The organism is Mumia sp. zg.B53, from assembly GCF_019550935.1.
In the GTDB taxonomy this organism is placed as follows: Bacteria; Actinomycetota; Actinomycetes; order Propionibacteriales; family Nocardioidaceae; genus Mumia.
The window spans coordinates 1,187,891-1,204,003 of the sequence record NZ_JAHWCK010000001.1 but is presented as its reverse complement, the minus strand read 5'-3'; the positions used below and the strand labels follow the sequence as shown (position 1 = coordinate 1,204,003).

Annotated in this window: 15 protein-coding genes; 8 read left to right on the top strand and 7 right to left on the bottom strand. The window is 70.6% G+C overall.

Annotated features, from left to right (window positions below; genetic code table 11):
- Window positions 1–10: 10 nt before the first annotated feature.
- The 4 genes from KV102_RS05740 to KV102_RS05725 all read right to left on the bottom strand — a co-directional run bounded on the left by KV102_RS05740 (window position 11) and on the right by KV102_RS05725 (window position 4,430).
- Window positions 11–922 carry a carbohydrate ABC transporter permease gene (locus KV102_RS05740; RefSeq protein ID WP_220342579.1) on the bottom strand — a complete coding sequence of 304 codons (912 nt, stop codon included), beginning with the start codon at window positions 920–922 and terminating at the stop codon, window positions 11–13.
- Between the two features lie 113 nt (window positions 923–1,035).
- The gene (locus KV102_RS05735; RefSeq protein ID WP_255560565.1) at window positions 1,036–2,277 is read right to left on the bottom strand and encodes an ABC transporter substrate-binding protein; all 1,242 of its coding nucleotides are present in this window, start codon (window positions 2,275–2,277) and stop codon (window positions 1,036–1,038) included.
- A gap of 268 nt (window positions 2,278–2,545) precedes the next feature.
- Window positions 2,546–3,211, bottom strand: coding sequence for an Ltp family lipoprotein (locus KV102_RS05730; RefSeq protein WP_220342577.1), 666 nt, complete (start codon window positions 3,209–3,211; stop codon window positions 2,546–2,548).
- Between the two features lie 385 nt (window positions 3,212–3,596).
- The gene (locus tag KV102_RS05725; protein WP_220345561.1) at window positions 3,597–4,430 is read right to left on the bottom strand and encodes a DUF2510 domain-containing protein; all 834 of its coding nucleotides are present in this window, start codon (window positions 4,428–4,430) and stop codon (window positions 3,597–3,599) included.
- Window positions 4,431–4,808: 378 nt separating this feature from the next.
- Between KV102_RS05725 and KV102_RS05720 the strand changes: the two genes are divergently transcribed.
- The 4 genes from KV102_RS05720 to KV102_RS05705 are packed head-to-tail and all read left to right on the top strand — an operon-like array spanning window position 4,809 to window position 7,657.
- Window positions 4,809–5,657 carry an SDR family NAD(P)-dependent oxidoreductase gene (locus tag KV102_RS05720; protein ID WP_220345560.1) on the top strand — a complete coding sequence of 283 codons (849 nt, stop codon included), beginning with the start codon at window positions 4,809–4,811 and terminating at the stop codon, window positions 5,655–5,657.
- Complete coding sequence (locus KV102_RS05715) at window positions 5,654–6,331, top strand: histidine phosphatase family protein (RefSeq protein WP_220345559.1); 678 nt, start codon at window positions 5,654–5,656, stop codon at window positions 6,329–6,331. Before KV102_RS05720 ends, KV102_RS05715 begins: the two co-directional genes overlap by 4 nt.
- Before the next feature lie 28 nt (window positions 6,332–6,359).
- Window positions 6,360–7,118 (top strand): SDR family oxidoreductase, encoded by a 759-nt coding sequence (locus tag KV102_RS05710; RefSeq protein ID WP_220342429.1) that lies wholly within the window; start codon window positions 6,360–6,362, stop codon window positions 7,116–7,118.
- 35 nt (window positions 7,119–7,153) lie between these two features.
- The gene (locus tag KV102_RS05705; protein ID WP_220345558.1) at window positions 7,154–7,657 is read left to right on the top strand and encodes an aminoacyl-tRNA deacylase; all 504 of its coding nucleotides are present in this window, start codon (window positions 7,154–7,156) and stop codon (window positions 7,655–7,657) included.
- On the opposite strand, the gene KV102_RS05700 is transcribed toward KV102_RS05705, so the two are convergent.
- The 3 genes from KV102_RS05700 to KV102_RS19530 form a co-directional block, all read right to left on the bottom strand.
- Window positions 7,638–9,935 carry a glycoside hydrolase family 3 N-terminal domain-containing protein gene (locus KV102_RS05700; protein ID WP_220345557.1) on the bottom strand — a complete coding sequence of 766 codons (2,298 nt, stop codon included), beginning with the start codon at window positions 9,933–9,935 and terminating at the stop codon, window positions 7,638–7,640. The genes KV102_RS05705 and KV102_RS05700 overlap by 20 nt on opposite strands.
- Before the next feature lie 98 nt (window positions 9,936–10,033).
- On the bottom strand, window positions 10,034–10,678 hold the full coding sequence (locus KV102_RS05695; RefSeq protein ID WP_220345556.1) for an NAD(P)-dependent oxidoreductase: 645 nt from the start codon (window positions 10,676–10,678) through the stop codon (window positions 10,034–10,036).
- Window positions 10,679–10,687: 9 nt separating this feature from the next.
- Window positions 10,688–11,500 carry an MOSC N-terminal beta barrel domain-containing protein gene (locus tag KV102_RS19530; RefSeq protein ID WP_220345555.1) on the bottom strand — a complete coding sequence of 271 codons (813 nt, stop codon included), beginning with the start codon at window positions 11,498–11,500 and terminating at the stop codon, window positions 10,688–10,690.
- Window positions 11,501–11,596: 96 nt separating this feature from the next.
- Between KV102_RS19530 and KV102_RS05685 the strand changes: the two genes are divergently transcribed.
- From KV102_RS05685 to KV102_RS05670, 4 genes are read left to right on the top strand one after another with little or no spacing between them, the layout of a single operon-like run.
- Window positions 11,597–12,196 (top strand): TetR/AcrR family transcriptional regulator, encoded by a 600-nt coding sequence (locus KV102_RS05685; protein ID WP_301021932.1) that lies wholly within the window; start codon window positions 11,597–11,599, stop codon window positions 12,194–12,196.
- A complete protein-coding gene (locus tag KV102_RS05680) occupies window positions 12,197–13,054 on the top strand; it encodes a TIGR03084 family metal-binding protein (protein ID WP_220345554.1) in 858 nt (285 codons plus the stop codon).
- Window positions 13,051–14,826: an acyclic terpene utilization AtuA family protein gene (locus KV102_RS05675; RefSeq protein ID WP_220345553.1), complete on the top strand. Its 1,776-nt coding sequence runs from the start codon at window positions 13,051–13,053 to the stop codon at window positions 14,824–14,826. Before KV102_RS05680 ends, KV102_RS05675 begins: the two co-directional genes overlap by 4 nt.
- The gene (locus KV102_RS05670) at window positions 14,823–16,028 is read left to right on the top strand and encodes an acyl-CoA dehydrogenase family protein (RefSeq protein WP_220345552.1); all 1,206 of its coding nucleotides are present in this window, start codon (window positions 14,823–14,825) and stop codon (window positions 16,026–16,028) included. Before KV102_RS05675 ends, KV102_RS05670 begins: the two co-directional genes overlap by 4 nt.
- Window positions 16,029–16,113 lie beyond the last annotated feature (85 nt).

Here is a 16,113-nt window from a genome sequence, read left to right as displayed (position 1 = left end):
CGGATGCTCCTCAGTCGACCGATCGGATGCGGCGTACGAGCAGGGAGTTCACGAGCGACACCACCACGATCACCACGAACAGGATCCAGGCGATCGTCGCCGCATAGCCGAAGCGCTGGCCGGTGAAGGCCTGCTCGACGACGTACATCGCGCTCGTCTGGAACTGCCGGGTGTCGCCACCGGTGATCGAGTTCGCTCCGGGGTTGAAGAGGAGCGGCTCGGTGAACAGCTGGATCCCGCCGATCGTCGAGACCGTGACGACGAACATCAGCGTGGGACGCAGCATGGGGATGGTGATGGACCAGAACTGCCGGGCTGCGGACGCGCCGTCGAGGCGGGCCGACTCGTACAGGTCCTTGGGGACCGCCTGGAGTGCCGCCAGCAGGATGAGCGCGTTGTAGCCCGTCCACCGCCAGTCGACCATCGTGGCGATCGCGATCCACGACGGGAGGCGCTCCTGGTTCCACGCGATCGGCTCGACGCCGACCAGACCGATCAGCCAGTTCACGACCCCGAAGTCGCGGGCGAACATCATCGTGAAGATGATCCCGACCGCCGCGACCGAGGTCGCGCACGGGATGATCACGCCGATCCGCCAGAAGGTGAGGGCGCGCAGGCTGGAGTTGAGCACCTGGGCGAGGGCGAGCGCGGCGATCAGCTGGGGGATCGTGGCGATCAGGAAGATCGCGAAGGTGTTGAGCAGACTGTTCCAGAAGTAGCCGTCAGCGAGAAGCTCGCTGTAGTTCTCGAGCCCGACCCACCCCTCGTTGCCGCCGAGCAGGCTCCAGTCGTGGAGCGAGACCCAGAGGGTGTAGACGAGGGGGAACGCTCCGAAGATCCCGAAGAGGATGAAGAACGGGGCGATGAAGAAGTACGGCGCGCCGTGGATGTCGATCCGGGCGAGCCGGTCGCGCAGGTGCATGTCGGGCTCCTGGTCCGAGGTGGAGAGCTGGACACGTGGTGCCCGCGCCACGGTAGGGGGCGCGGCGCGGGCACCACGGGCGTGAGGGCTCGCCGGTGCGAGCCGTGCCGGACCTACCCCGCGACCTTCTCGGCGTCCTTGACGGCCGTGCTCCATCCCTCGCTCGGGCTGCGCTTGCCGTTCTCCACCGCACGCATCGAGTTCTCGACGGCGTCACGCACGGGTTGGTTCTTCGCGCCGAGGAAGACCGGCTCGAGGTTGGCCGCGCCGGCCACGAACAGCTGGCCCACCGGTGCGTCGCTGAAGTACGGGTTCGTCGCTTCCTTGAGCGCGGGATCGTCGTACAGCGTCGGGTTGGAGGGGAGGTTGCCGACCGCGTTGAACGCGGCGAGCTGTCCGTCGGCGCTGCTCAGGAACTTCACGAGCTTGATCGCGATGTCCTGGTTCTCGCTGGCCTCCGGAACGGCCAGCCACGAGCCGCCCCAGTTGCCGGCACCGCCGGGGACGGTCGCGATGTCCCACTTGCCGGCGTTCGCGTCACCGGCCTGGTCCTTGATGTAGCCGGTCATCCAGGCGGGACAGGCGATCGTGGCGAAGTCGCCGTTCTTGAAGCCGGCGTTCCACTCCGGCGAGAACGACTTCAGCTCGGCCGAGATGCCCTTCTCGTCCATCTCGAGCGCCTTGTCCCACGCGGTCTTGATCGCGGGGTTGCTCTCGATGACGAGCTCGCCGTCCTTGTCGAAGTAGGTGTGGTCGGCTCCCTGCATGAGGATGGAGTTGTAGGTGTTGGTGGCGCTGTCGATGAACTTCGACTTCTGGCCCTTCATGCCCGCCTGGAACTTCTGGCCGGTGGCGATGAAGGCGTCCCACGTCGGCCACAGGGCGGCCACCTGCTCGCGGTCGGTCGGCAGGCCGGCCTTCTCGAAGAGGTCACGGCGATAGCACATCGCGAGCCCTCCGACGTCGGTGCCGAGCCCGATCGTGGTGGAGCCGTCGGCGGTGGTGGCGCCCTCGAACTTCCACGGGAGGTACTGGTCCTTGAGGTCGTTGGCCCCGTGGTCCTGGAGGTTGACGAACTTGTCGGCGCTGGCCAGGAAGTTCACCGCCTGGCCCTCCTCGATCGCGACCACGTCTCCTGCGCCCGTCCCCGCGGCGATCCGCTGGGTGAGCTGCGTGTTGTACTTGCCGAGGTCGCCCTCGGCGGTCTCGACGATCTTGACGCCCGGGTTCTCCTTCTCGAACTGCTTGTAGAGGTCGGCATACCCGAACTTGCCGAACAGGTTCACGCGGAGCGTGACGTCCTTCCCGGACTCGTCGTCGCTGTCCCCGCCGCACGCGGCGAGCGACGACATCATGACGAGCGCTGCTGCTGAAGCCAGCAAACGCGAACGGCGTGTGTGTGACACGGTGATCCTCTCCTTCGCCGCCCCCGTCTGATGGGAGCGCTCCCACAGACACTGTGATTGCCGTCACAGATTGCGTCAAGGATCTTGGGAGCGCTCCCATGACTCGTTACACAACCGTGACACGGGAGTGAACGAGGGGAGAAGAGACGAGTGCGCCCGACCGGCGGCGTTGCTGCCGGTCGGGCGCGGGTGCTGCGGAGTGTCGAGGACGCTGGTCTCAGAGGCCGACCTTCGTGACGGCGTACTCGGCTTCGGCCTGCGTGAACCCTTCGCCGGCCGAGGACGTCAGCTGGTCGATCAGCCCGCTCCGGGAGAAGCCCCCGAGCTCGACGTAGGACTCGGCCGCCTCCACGGCCTCCGCCTTCCAGTCGGCGTCGACCGTCGTGACGGCGTGCTCGGCCTCGGCGCGCGTGAACCCCTCGCCGGCCGACGAGGAGAGCTGGCCGATCAGGCCCTTCTTGGAGAAGTGTCCCGTGTCGAGGTAGGACTCGGCGGCCTCGACCGCCTCCGCCTTCCAGTCGACGTCGACGTGGTTCACCGCGAAGCGTGCGTCCGCCTTCGTGAAGTCGTCGGCGTACGACGAGGACAGCTGGCTGATCAGGCCCTTCTTGGAGAAGTGTCCCGTGTCGAGGTAGGACTCGGCGGCCTCGATCGCCTCCTCCTGGCTCTTGGTGTACGACGGCTTCGGCGCTGCGTTCCCCTCCGATGTGGTCGAAGAGCCGGTCGTCGTGGATCCGGCCTCGCTCTCCTCCCCGCTCGAGACGGCGATCACTCCCACCACCACGAGCGCGAGGGGGATGATGAAACGCTTCTTGCGGTACCAGGGACGCTGAGCCTTCGCGTACGCCTTGGCGGCAGCACGCTGAGCCTTGGCGTCGTCCACTCGCGGACTCTCCTGAGTCGACGACGGGGCAGCGTTCGGCACTTCTGACTCCTCTCTTTGCGGGGCCGACCGAGTTCCTGGCGCGCAGGACTCGCCCAGCCCGGTCTCATGGCTTCTCCTCTGGAGACCACACAGGTGTCGCTCGTCGTCGACGAGCCGCGCGAAGGCGCGTCCCGGGCGGTCGCGGCACCCACATCGCCGACCGCCACTGCTGGGCGGGGGAGGGGTCCCTGGCGGGACGGCCGTCGGGTCTGCCGACCGGGCTGGAGGACTTCACAGCCCGTGGGCAGGGCGAGACGAAGGTCGCGTCCCAATCGTCAATTCTACCGAGCGGAGAGCCGCCCCCAAAGCCTCCGTTCCGGAGGTAAGCGCCCGCTCGGGGACGTCAGCCCAGCTCGCACTTGTTGACCGTGACGCCGAGGTCATCGCCGTCCTTGAACTTGCACACGACGGTGACCTTCTCACCCGTGGCCAACTTCGCAATGTCCTTGTTCGGAACGTCGTAGGCGGTCACGTGTTCGAACTCGTACTCTCCTCCGCCGTCGAGGAGGAGGGTGTAGTCGCTGTCGTCGAACAGTTCGGTCTCGATCTTTCTCAAGTTGCCGGTGATGCGGAGCGTCTTGCCCTTGTACTTGGCGTCCGCGGCGAACTCATTGTCCTCAAACGCCTTGATCAGCGTGGCCGCATCGACCGAGATGGGCTTGGCAGCTTCCTTCTTCTCGGCTTCCTTCTTCTTGGCAGCTTCCTTCTTCTCGGCTTCCTTTGCTGCCTCTGCCGCTTCCTGGGCCGTCCTCTCGGCGGCGTCCGTATCCTCCTGAGCCTTTTCCTTGGTGCCCTTTTCGGCCTGGTCAGAGGCGGACGGCTTCGCGGTGTCGGTCACGACATCGTCCGTGGCGCCGCCGGATGCCCCACCGGCCGCGCCAAGGGCGATCAGGCCGGCGACTGCGATCGGGATCACGAACCGCTTCTTCTCGTACCAGGGCTTGCCCTGTTGCGAGCTCGGCGGGTTCGGCCCGAGCGGTCGGACATGCGCGGTCCACGCCTGGCCGTCCCAGTAGCGCTGTTGTCCGGGGACGCGCGGGTCGACGTACCACCCGGCCGGCGGGGTCGGGATGAGCGGTCGGACCTGCGCCGTCCACGCCTGGCCGTCCCAGTAGCGCTGCTGTCCGCGAACGTGCGGGTCCACGTGCCACCCGGCGGGCGGGTTCTGATGAGACATGCGACTCCTCTCGAGGCCGTGCAGGGATGAGGTCGCGACGTTGTTGGGATGACGTCACGGTTTCCCGGTTTCGCCAGACCCAGGACGCCGACTCTGGCTTCTCCTCTGGAGACCACACAGGTGTCGCTCGTCGTCGACGAGCCGCGCGAAGGCGCGTCCCGGGCGGTCGCGGCACCCACATCGCCGACCGCCACTGCTGGGCGGGGGAGGGGTCCCTGGCGGGACGGCCGTCGGGTCTGCCGACCGGGCTGGAGGACTTCACAGCCCGTGGGCACGGCGAGACGAAGGTCGCGTCCCAATCGTCAATTCTACCGAGCGGAGAGCCGCCTCCAAAGCCTCCGTTCCGGAGGTAAGCGCCCGCTCGGTACGCTCTGGCGCATGAGCCTCAGCACAGGAGACCGCGTCCTCGTCACCGGAGCGGCCTCCGGCCTCGGGCTCGCCCTCGTGGCCCAGCTCGTCGGTCGCCGGTGCCGCGTCCTCGCCACCGACGTTCACGACGACGTGCCCGCCACCCTGTCGATCCTGGGCGACGCGGTGACCTACCAGCGCCTCGACGTGCGCAGCGAGGACGACTGGTCGCGTGCGCTTGCCTGGGTCCAGGAGACCTGGCACGGCATCGACCTCGTCGTCAACAACGCCGGCGTCGCAGCCGGCGGCGGGATCGACCTCACCACCAGCGACGGCTGGGAGTGGATCACCGAGATCAACCTGCTCGGCGTCGCCCGCGGCTGCCGGACCTTCGCGCCGCTGCTCAAGGAGCAGCGGTCGGGTCGTCTGGTGAACACCGCATCGGCCGCGGGCCTGGTCCACCCGCCGCGGATGAGCGAGTACAACGCGGTCAAGGCCGGCGTCGTCGCCCTCAGCGAGACCCTTCGGTGGGAGCTCGAGCCGTACGGCGTGGGTGTCTCCGTCGTCTGCCCCTCGTTCTTCCGCACCAACCTCGCCGACTCGATCCGCAGCGCCGACCCCGAGGCGAGCGCGTCCGCGCGTCAGCTCATCGACGGCTCGAAGCGGAGCGCCGAGACCGTCGCCGCCGAGGTGCTGCGCCAGCTCGACGCCGGCAAGCACCTCATCCTCCCCGACCGCGACGCGCGCATCGCCTACGCGACCAAGCGGTTCGCGCCGTGGCTCTACCGCGCCGCCATGCTGCGCGTCGCCCGCAAGGCCGCCGCCGAGGACGAGGCGCGCGGCGGAGCGCGCACGGCGGGCGCGCGGGTCGGCCGATGAGCGCGATCCACCTCGTACGGCACGGCCAGGCGTCCTTCGGCACCGACGACTACGACCGGCTTTCCGAGCGCGGCTTCGCCCAGGCGACCGCGCTGGGCCAGGCGTGGGAAGCCTCAGGGTTCCTGCCGACGCGCGCCGTCGCCGGCTCCATGAAGCGGCACGCGCAGACGGCGATCGCGGCGCTCGACGCGGCGGGCCCGTCGGACGGGTACGACGTCGACGACGGCTGGGACGAGTTTGCCCACGAGTCGGTCGTCGAGGCCTACGCCCCGGGACGCGCGGGGACGGTGACCGACCCCAAGGAGTTCCAGAAGATCTTCCTGGGGGCGCTCGGTCGCTGGACCAGCGGTCGTCACGACGGCGACTACGCCGAGTCGTACGCGCACTTCACCAACCGCGTGCTCGCGGCGTTCGACCGGCTCACCGACTCCTTGGACGGACGCGAGTCGGTGGTCGTGTTCACCTCGGGGGGACCGCTGGCGGTCGTCGCCGCGCACGTGCTGGCCGGCGACGCCGAGACGTGGACGCCCGAGGCCCAGTCGCTGTGGCCGCGCCTCAGCACGGTGGCCATCAACGCCGGCGTCACCACCCTGATCACCGGATCGACGGGACGCACCCTGGTCTCGTTCAATGAGCACACCCACCTGCCGACCGACCTCGTGACGTACCGCTGACCCGCTTCCCCCGAACCCAGGAGACCTCATGCGCAAGACGATCCTCATCACCGGCGCCAGCTCCGGCATCGGGGCCGGCATGGCCCGTGTCTGGGCGGCGAAGGGCCATGACCTCGCACTGACCGCGCGCCGCGTCGACCGACTCGAGGCGCTCAAGGCAGAGCTCGAGGCGGCGTACCCGTCGATCCGCGTGGTCGTCCACGCGCTCGACGTCAACGACCACGAGCAGGTCTTCTCGGTGTTCAAGGCGGCAGCGGGCGACCTCGGCGGGCTCGACCGGGTCGTCGTCAACGCCGGTCTGGGCAAGGGCGCGCGCATCGGTACGGGGAAGTTCGAGGCGAACCGGGAGACCGCCGAGACGAACTTCGTCGCCGCGCTGGCCCAGTGCGAGGCGGCGATGGAGCACTTCTACGCCCGGCGCGCCGGACACCTCGTCGTCGTCTCGTCGGTGTCGGCGATGCGGGGGATGCCGAGCTCGATGACGACCTACTCGGCGACCAAGGCAGGTCTGGCGCAGCTCGCGGAGGGGATCCGGTCGGACCTGGTCAACCGCAAGGGCCACGACATCGCGGTGACCACCGTCTTCCCCGGTTACATCGCCTCGGAGATGAACGACAAGGTCGAGCAGAAGCCGAAGGGCATGGTCGACACGATCACGGGGTCGAAGGCGCTGGTGGAGGCGATCGACAGCGAGAAGCCCGAGCGCATCGTGCCCCCGTGGCCGTGGCGGCCGATCGCGCTCGTCCTGCGGAAGGCCCCGCTCGGGATCGTGCGCCGCATGGTGTGACCCGGCCGTCTGGCCTGCGTGCTTCGATGGTGCCCATGACCGACTCCACCACCGAGACCGGGGCCGACCCGTCCGATCAGTCCGCCCGCGCGATCGCCGCCGCCGAGGCGCTGGGTCTCTCGCACACCGTCACGCGCCACGGACGTGTGCGCTCCCTCGAGGAGGCGGCCGCCGCCCGGGGGATCGAGCCACGGGCGCTGGTCAAGACGCTGGTGCTCCGCGTGAGCGACGACGACTACCTCTTCGTCATGGTCCCGGGTGACCGAGAGCTGTCCTGGCCCCGCCTGCGGTCCCTCCTCGGAGTCAACCGCATCTCGATGCCCGACGCCGCGACGGCCAAGGCGGTGACCGGCTACGAGCGCGGCACCATCACGCCGCTGGGGAGCACGACCGCGTGGCCGGTCGTGATCGACTCGGCGATCACCGGCGCCATCTCGATCGGCGGCGGTGGGCACGGGGTCGGGATCACCGTCGACGTCGACGCTCTCGCCGACGCCTTGTCCGCCACGCGCGCCGAGATCAGTGAGGTCCCGGGCTGACGGCGTCTCCGGGGGGCCCCTGCTGGCTCGCGGCCTCCTCGGCCAGCGCGTCCACCGTCGATCTCGGGATGCCGGCCAGGCCGGCGAGCACCGACAGCGGGATCTGCGCGGCCATGGGCTGCTCCGCGACCGCCGACCTGGCCGCGGCGTCGCCGAACGCGCGCGTGAGCAGCCGCGCCCCGGCAGGATCAGCACTCCACTCCGCCAGCGTCGAGTCGGCCGCCAGCGGCCTCCTGAGCTCCTCGCCGCCCACGGTGACCGTGACGCTCCTGCGCAGGTCGGCCGACGAGGCGCCGATCGAGACGGTGAACGTGCCCGGCTCGACCACCCAGCGCCGCAGGACGGGATGCCAGTACGCGAACGCGCGCGGACCGAGCTCGAGGTCGATCCGCTCCGACTCGCCGGCGTCGAGCGTGACGCGCGCGAATCCCTTGAGCTCGCGCTCGGGGCGGGCGACCGGTGCCGACAGGTCGGAGACGTAGACCTGGACGACCTCGGTGCCCCGGCGTGACCCCGTGTTGGTCACAGTCACCGCGACCATGGCCCGGACGTCGTCACCCTCGCCGGTGACCTCGACGGTCAGATCGCTCTGGGCGAACGTGGTGTAGCCGAGACCGTGCCCGAAGGGGTACGCCGGCGGGATCCGCTTGACGTCGTAGTAGCGGTAGCCGACGAACACGCCCTCGCCGTAGCGGGAGTGCCCGAGGTGCCCGGGGAAGTCGAGGTAGGCAGGCGTGTCCTCGAGGCGGAACGGGATGGTCTCGGCCAGCCGTCCGGTCGGCTCCGACCGTCCGAGGAGCAGGTCGGCGACCGCTGAGCCTGCGGCCTGGCCGCCGAGCCACATCTCCAGGACCACGGGGACGTCGCGGGACCAGGCGACCGGGGCGACGATCCCGCCGTTGGCGAGCACGACGACGACCCGCGTGCTGACGACGGCGAGCTCCTGGACGAGCTCCATCTGGCCGGGCGGCAGGTCGAGGTTCGTACGGTCGTACCCCTCCGACTCGTCGCTGTCGGGCAGTCCGAGGAAGCAGACGATGGTGCGGTCACCCTGCGCCGCTTCGACCGCGGCGGCGCGCAGACCGCGGTCCTGGTCGGGTGTGCCGCCGAGGGTGTATCCCGGTTCGAACGCGAGCCCTTCGCCCATCGCCTCGCGGAGCGCGTCGAGCGGCACGTCGACGCGGGTCGGCGTGACCTGCGACGACCCCGCCCCCTGGAACCGCGGCGTCCGAGCCAGCTCGCCGACGACGAGGACGGGGGCGGACTCCGCGAGCGGCAGCACGGGGACTCCGCCGACACGCTCGTTCTTGAGCAGGACCGCTCCCGCGGCGGCGGCCTCTCGGGCGAGCGTGTGGGCGGCGGCGTGGTCGGGCGGGTCCGCGTCGTCTCGACCATCGGCGGCACCGGCCCGGTCGACAAGGGCCAGCACCCGCCGTACGGCCTCGTCGAGCACGCTCTCGTCGAGCGTGCCGTCGCGTACGGCGTCGACGACGGCGGCATCGTCTCCGAACGGCGGCATCGTGAGATCCGTCCCGGCCCGCAGCGCCGCCACCCGGTCGTGCACGGCTCCCCAGTCCGAGACGACGACCCCGTCATACCCCCACGTGTCGCGCAGGACCTCGCGCAGCAGCCAGGCGTTCTCGGTGGCATAGGTGCCGTTGATCCTGTTGTACGACGCCATGACCGTCCACGGGTCACCAGCGGTGACGACACGCTCGAACGCGGCGAGGTAGATCTCGTGCAGCGTCCGCTCGTCGACATCGACCGACACACGCATCCGGTCGGTCTCGGCGTTGTTGGCGGCGAAGTGCTTGACCGAGGCGCCGACGCCCTCGGACTGCAGCCCGCGGACGAACGCGAGCCCGAGCTCGCCGGAGAGGTACGGGTCCTCCGAGAGGTACTCGAAGTTGCGCCCGCACAGCGGCGATCGCTTGATGTTGATGCCGGGCGCGAGGACCACCGAGACGCCCTCGTCGCGCGCCTCGCGCGCGATCGCGGCCGCCACCCGTTGCACCAGGTCGACGTCCCACGTGGAGCCGAGGGACGCCGCGACGGGGAAGCACGTCGCGGGGACACTCTCTGCGAGGCCGAGGGAAAGACCCGGATCGCCCGCCTGCTTGCGCAGACCCGTGGGGCCGTCGGTCAGCATGATCGCGCCGACACCGGCGTCCTCGATCGGTTGGGTGTGCCAGAAGTCGCTCCCCGAGGTGAGTGCCGCCTTCTGCTCCACGGTGAGGTGCGCCAGCACGTCCTCGACGGGTCGGTCGTCCTCGGTCATCGCGCACCGCTCCCCTCGTGGCCGGCCCCCGACACCGGTTCTGGGGAGCGTAACCAGGAGGGACGGGCCCCGCAGTTCGGAGCGGCGACCGTCGGTGATCAGTAGCCGACGGTGAACCGTTCCCGGTAGTGGGTCGGACTCGCGATCTCGTCCACGAAGGCCTGCGCGAAGTCGGGTGCCGAGATCGAGGAACTGCCGTCGGGCTCGCTCAGGAGGTCGTCGCCGCCGAGCCGGTACGTGCCGCGCCGGGGGACGTCCGAGAGCCGTCCGAACACCGCCGACGGGCTCACCGAGAACCAGTTGACGTCCTCGGTCGTCCGCGTGAGGGCGTCCAGCACGGCGTAGGCGGCGCGGGCCTCGGGCTTCGCCGACTCCGGGAACTGCGGCGTCTCCATGAGGATCGGCCCGTCCGGCGAGACTCGGAGCGACCCTGCGCCACCGACCACGCCGAGACGCCGCCGGTGCCGCCGCACGGCGTCGGTGAGGCCGGGGACTGCGTCGATCAGGTCGCGATTCTCGGCGTGATGGGGGACCGCGACCACGAGCACGTCGGCGTCTCGCGCCAACCCGTCGACGAACTCGGCGTCGTAGACGTCACCGTCGCGGACGGTCTGGTGGTCGGCGGGATCGATCGAGGCGGTGTCACGCGCGGCGGCGATGACGTCGTAACCGCGGGCCAGGGCCTCGGACGCGATCGCGCCTCCGGCGAACCCTGTTGCTCCGATGACGGCGATGGTGGTCATGCCCCCACGCTAGGCCGACTCGAGCACGTCCACGGGATCGCCGACCTCGAGCACACCCAGGTCGGTCGGCAGCATCCGGATGCCGAACCACGTGACACCGTCCCACTTGCGGTGCTGTGCCAAGGTGCGGATCGGCTCCTTGCCGCGGTGGAGAGTGGCGGTGTCGATCCCGGTCACCGCGCAGCGGTCGCAGGTCTCGGTGAACCGGAAGGCTGCCGCCCCCAGACGCACCGCCCGCCAACCGTCCTCGGCGAAGGGCTCGAGATCACCCTCGACGACCACGTTGGGACGGAACCGTGCCATCGGCAGGGCAGCCGGATCGGGGCCTTCGGCGATCCAGGCGTTCAGACGGGCCAACGAGGACGTGGTCGTCAGCAGGATGGGCGCGGTGTCGGCGAGCGACAAGACGTCGCCGGGGCGGCCGCCGTGCGAGGCGGAGACCGGGCGCTCGCGCGGGTCGCGCTGCCACACCAGGCGGACGGGGCTGCCGACGACCAGGGTGAACCAGTCGGCCGCCTCCTGACCGGCGTACGTGAGCTCGGGCTGCCGCGTGACGCCGACACCGACCGAGGGGCCGTCGGTCGGGGCCGCGACGTCGAGCGTGGGGTGCCCGGGCGCGCACACGCGCAGCCCGCCTGCGGTCGGCGTCGCGCGGACCGTGAGGAGGACCGGGCGGGTCATCGCGCTCACCCTGGCGCCCGCCGCGTCGACCACCAGCCAGCGGCGGTCGTGCGCGAGACCCCACGGCTCGATCTGCGCACGGTCCACGTCGATCGCGGCGGTCGACTTCACCGGGTAGAGGTGAAGGGAGGCGATGCGCACGAGGCCAGCCTAGGGGGCCGCCTGGGGCCGCGTCTCGGAGTGAAGCCAAAAAAAGACAGGGTTGACTGTTTGTAAGTTTCGGACGATGATGCCGAGGTGACCGAGACCACTCGCACGACCCAGGGGGAGCGCAGCCGCGCCATGCGGCAGCGCCTCCTCGAGGCGACCGTCGACTCCCTCGTCGAGCTCGGCTGGGCCGGCACCAGCACGACGGTCATCTCGCAGCGCGCCGGCGTGTCCCGCGGCGCGCAGCTGCACCACTTCCCGAGCAAGCAGGCGCTGGTGATCGCCGCGGTCGAGCACATCACCGAGCGGCGTCGTGACGAGATGGCCCTCTCGATCTCCAACCTCCCGCAGGAGGACAGGACACGTGCGGTGCTCGACGCGCTGGCGACACAGTTCGTGTCGCCGGTGTTCTTCGCGGCGCTGGAGCTCTGGGTCGCGGCACGGACCGACAAGGAGCTGCGCGACGCCGTCGCACCGCTCGAGCGCCGAGTCGGTCGCGAGATCCACGCGTACGCCGTCGCGCTCCTCGGCATCGACGACAGCCGCGGGCGCAACCGTCAGCTCGTGCAGGCCACCCTCGACCTCCTGCGCGGCCTTGGTCTGGCCGCCTCACTCACCGACGACACCGCACGCCGTACCTCGATCCTCGACACCTGGGCCATCACCCTCGACACCGAGCTGGAGCGCTGAATGACCACTGACTCGCCCGATCCCACGACCTCCACGGCCCCGCGCCGCGACGAGGTCCTCGAAGCCGTCCTCGCCGACCTCGCCGCTGAGAGCGACCAGCTCGACGCGCTGGTCGCCGACCTGGACGACGCCGGGTGGTCGCGACCGACCCCCGCCGAGGGATGGACGATCGCCCACCAGGTCGCCCACCTCCACTGGACCGACGAGGCCTCCCTGGCCGCCGTCGACGGTGGAGAGGCGTTCGCGGCCCTGATCAAGAGCGCCGTCGAGAACCCGGCGGGCTACGTCGACGCCGAGGCCGAGCGTCTGGCGGCTCTCGCGCCGTCGGAGCTGCTCGCTCGGTGGCGCGACGGTCGCGTCCGGCTCGCCGACGCGCTGCGGGCCGTCCCCCACGGAGACAAGATCGCGTGGTTCGGACCTCCGATGAGCCCCGCCTCGATGGCGACCGCGCGGCTGATGGAGACCTGGGCGCACGGGCACGACGTGGCGGAGGCGCTCGACGTCGAGCTGCCGCCGACGGTCCGTGCCAAGCACGTCGCCTACCTCGGCTTCCGCACGCGCGGCTTCGCCTATCTCGTCCGCGGCCGCGACGTCCCTGCGGCGCCGGTCCGGCTCGAGCTGGTCGGCCCCGACGGTGACAGGTGGGCCTGGGGGCCCGAGGACGCCCCCGACCGCGTCACCGGAGACGGCTACGACTTCGCGCTGCTGGCCACCCGGCGGCGCGTGCGTGACGACGTGGACGTGACGGCGGAGGGACCGGCCGCCGACGAGTGGCTCGACATCGTCCAGGCATTCGCGGGCCTGCCCGGGCCCGATCCCAAACCGCGCGGCGCGCGGGGCACGGAGGACGCGTCATGATCCGCATCGGCAACTGCTCCGGCTTCTACGGCGACCGTCTCGGCGCGATGCGCGAGATGCTCACCGACGGCGACCTCGACTACCTGACCGGTGACTACCTCGCCGAGCTGACGATGCTCATCCTCGGCAGGGACCTGATCAAGGACCCGTCCCTCGGTTACGCCAAGACATTCGTCCGGCAGATGACCGACTGCATGGGTCTCGCCAAGGAGCGCGGGGTCCGCATCGTCACCAACGCCGGCGGGCTCAACCCCGCGGGCCTGGCCGCGAAGCTGCGCGAGATCGCCGCCGACCAGGGCCTCGACATCTCGGTGGCCCACGTCGAGGGTGACGACCTCCGTGAGCGGGCCGGAGAGCTCGGCCTCGTCGGTCACGGTGGCCAGACGCCCATCACCGCCAACGCCTACCTCGGCGCGTTCGGCATCGCCGCCGCCCTCGACGCCGGTGCCGACGTGGTCGTCACCGGACGCGTGACCGACGCCTCGGTCGTCGTCGGACCGGCGATCCACGCCCACCGCTGGGGGCGCGACGACCTCGACGCGCTCGCGGGTGCCGTCGTCGCGGGCCACGTCGTGGAGTGCGGGGCACAGGCCACCGGCGGCAACTTCGCCGGGTTCGCCGACCTCGACCCCAAGCTCCTGCTCCACCCGGGCTTCCCGATCGCCGAGGTCGCGGCCGACGGCAGCAGCGTCATCACCAAGCACGCCGGCACCGGTGGCGTCGTCACCGTCGACACGGTCACGGCGCAGCTCGTGTACGAGATCGGTGGCCCCGCCTACGCCGGCCCGGACGTCGTCGCACACCTCGACTCCGTGACGCTCACCCAGGACGGTCCGGACCGGGTCGCGATCAGCGGGGTCCGTGGCTCGGCCCCGCCCGCGACGACCAAGGTCGCGCTCAACTCCTTCGGCGGCTTCCGCAACAGCGTCGAGCTCGTCCTGACCGGACTCGACATCGAGGCCAAGGCCGCACTCGTGCGCGCGCAGGTCGAGGACGCCCTCGCCGGCTCCCCGACCGGGATGCCGGCCGAGATCGAGTGGCAGCTCGACCGGACCGACGTGCCCGACCCCGACACCCAGGCGCGTGCGACCACCCTCCTGCGGTGCCACGTGAAGGACTCCTCGCCCGACCCCGTGGGACGCGCGTTCTCCTCGGCCGCGGTCGAGCTCGCTCTTGCCTCGTACCCCGGCTTCACCGCCACGCGGCCGCCTGCGGCCGCCACACCGTACGGCGTCTACACGGCCGGATACCTCGCTCAGGACCTCGTGCCGCACACCGTCGTGCTCGCTGACGGGACGCGCATCGAGGTCGAGCCACCACGTACGACCGCCGATCCGGAGACCGCCGTCGACACGGCCGCGAGCGGTGCCGCCAGCGAGCAGGGCGCCGACGAGTCGACCACACAGGAGACCGTCTCCGTGCCGCTCGGACACGTCCTGCACGCCCGCAGCGGCGACAAGGGCGGCGACGCCAACGTCGGTGTGTGGATCCGGCAGGACGTCGGCGATCCCGACGCCGCCTTCGCCTGGCTGGTCGGCTTCCTCGACGACGCCCGCGTCCGGGCACTGCTGCCGGAGGCGGCCGAGCTCGAGCTCGAGATCGAGATCCACCCGCTGCCCAACCTGCGCGCCGTCAACGTCGTGCTCCACCGCTTCCTCGGGGACGGCGTCGCCGCCTCGACCCGCTTCGACCCCCAGGCCAAGGCCCTCGGCGAGTGGCTGCGTGCCCGTGTGGCCGACGTCCCGGCCGCACTCGTCAAGGAGAATCGATGACAGCCCCGTACGACGCCTGGTCGACACCCGAGCGGAAGGCGCTGCGCGAGTCGGTCAGCCGGTTCACCCGGACGGAGATCGTTCCCGACCTCCCGCGTTGGGAGGACGAGGGAGAGCTGCCGCGCGAGCTGCACAAGAAGGCCGCCGCCGCCGGGATCATGGGCATCGGCTTCCCCGAGGAGGTGGGCGGCGCCGGCGGCGACACGATCGACATCTCCGTCGTCACCGAGGCGGTCATCGAGTCGGGTGGGTCGTCCGGCCTCATCGCGGCGCTCTTCACCCACGGCATCGCGCTGCCGCACATCGTGTCGGCGCACCTGGCCAACCCGACCGACCGCAGCACCTCGCTCGTCGACAGGTACGTCCGTCCGACCCTCGCCGGAGAGATGATCGGTGCGCTCGGCGTCACCGAGCCCAGCGGCGGGTCCGACGTGGCCAACCTGCAGACGCGCGCGGTCTCCACCGACGGCGACGCCTACGTCGTCAACGGCGCCAAGACCTTCATCACCTCCGGCGTGCGCGCCGACTTCGTCACGACGGCGGTGCGGACCGGAGGAGACGGCTTCGGTGGGATCTCGCTGCTCGTCATCGACAAGGGCACACCCGGCTTCGCCGTCGCCAGCCCGCTGCGCAAGATGGGCTGGCACTGCTCCGACACCGCCGAGCTCGCCTTCGACGACGTCCGTGTCCCGGCCGCCAACCTGGTCGGTGACGAGAACGGCGGCTTCGTCCTCGTCATGCAGCAGTTCGTCAACGAGCGGCTGAGCCTCGCGGTGCAGGCGTACACGACGGCCCAGCGGTCCCTCGACCTCGCGGTCGCCTACGCCAAGGAGCGCGAGACGTTCGGCCGTCCGCTCGCGAAGCGGCAGGTGATCCGGCACAAGCTGGTCGAGATGCACCGGGCGACGGTGACCGCGCGCGCCTACACCCGCCAGGTCGTCGAGCAGGCCGCCGCGGTCGCCGCGGGTCAGGGTGACGGCATCGACCCGATGCGCCTGGTCGCCGACGCCGGCATCGCCAAGAACGACGCCGTGGCCGCCTGCGACTTCGTCGTCGACGAGGCGGTGCAGATCCACGGCGGGCACGGATACATGCGCGAGTCCGAGGTCGAGCGTCACTACCGCGACGCTCGCATCCTGGGCATCGGTGGCGGCGCCACCGAGGTCATGAACGACCTGATCGCCAAGATCCTGGGGTACTGATGGCCGCGATGTACCCCCCATCCGTACGCACCCGCTACGCCCACGAAGCCGAGCGCTTCTCCCACTACCTCGACATCCCCGTCGA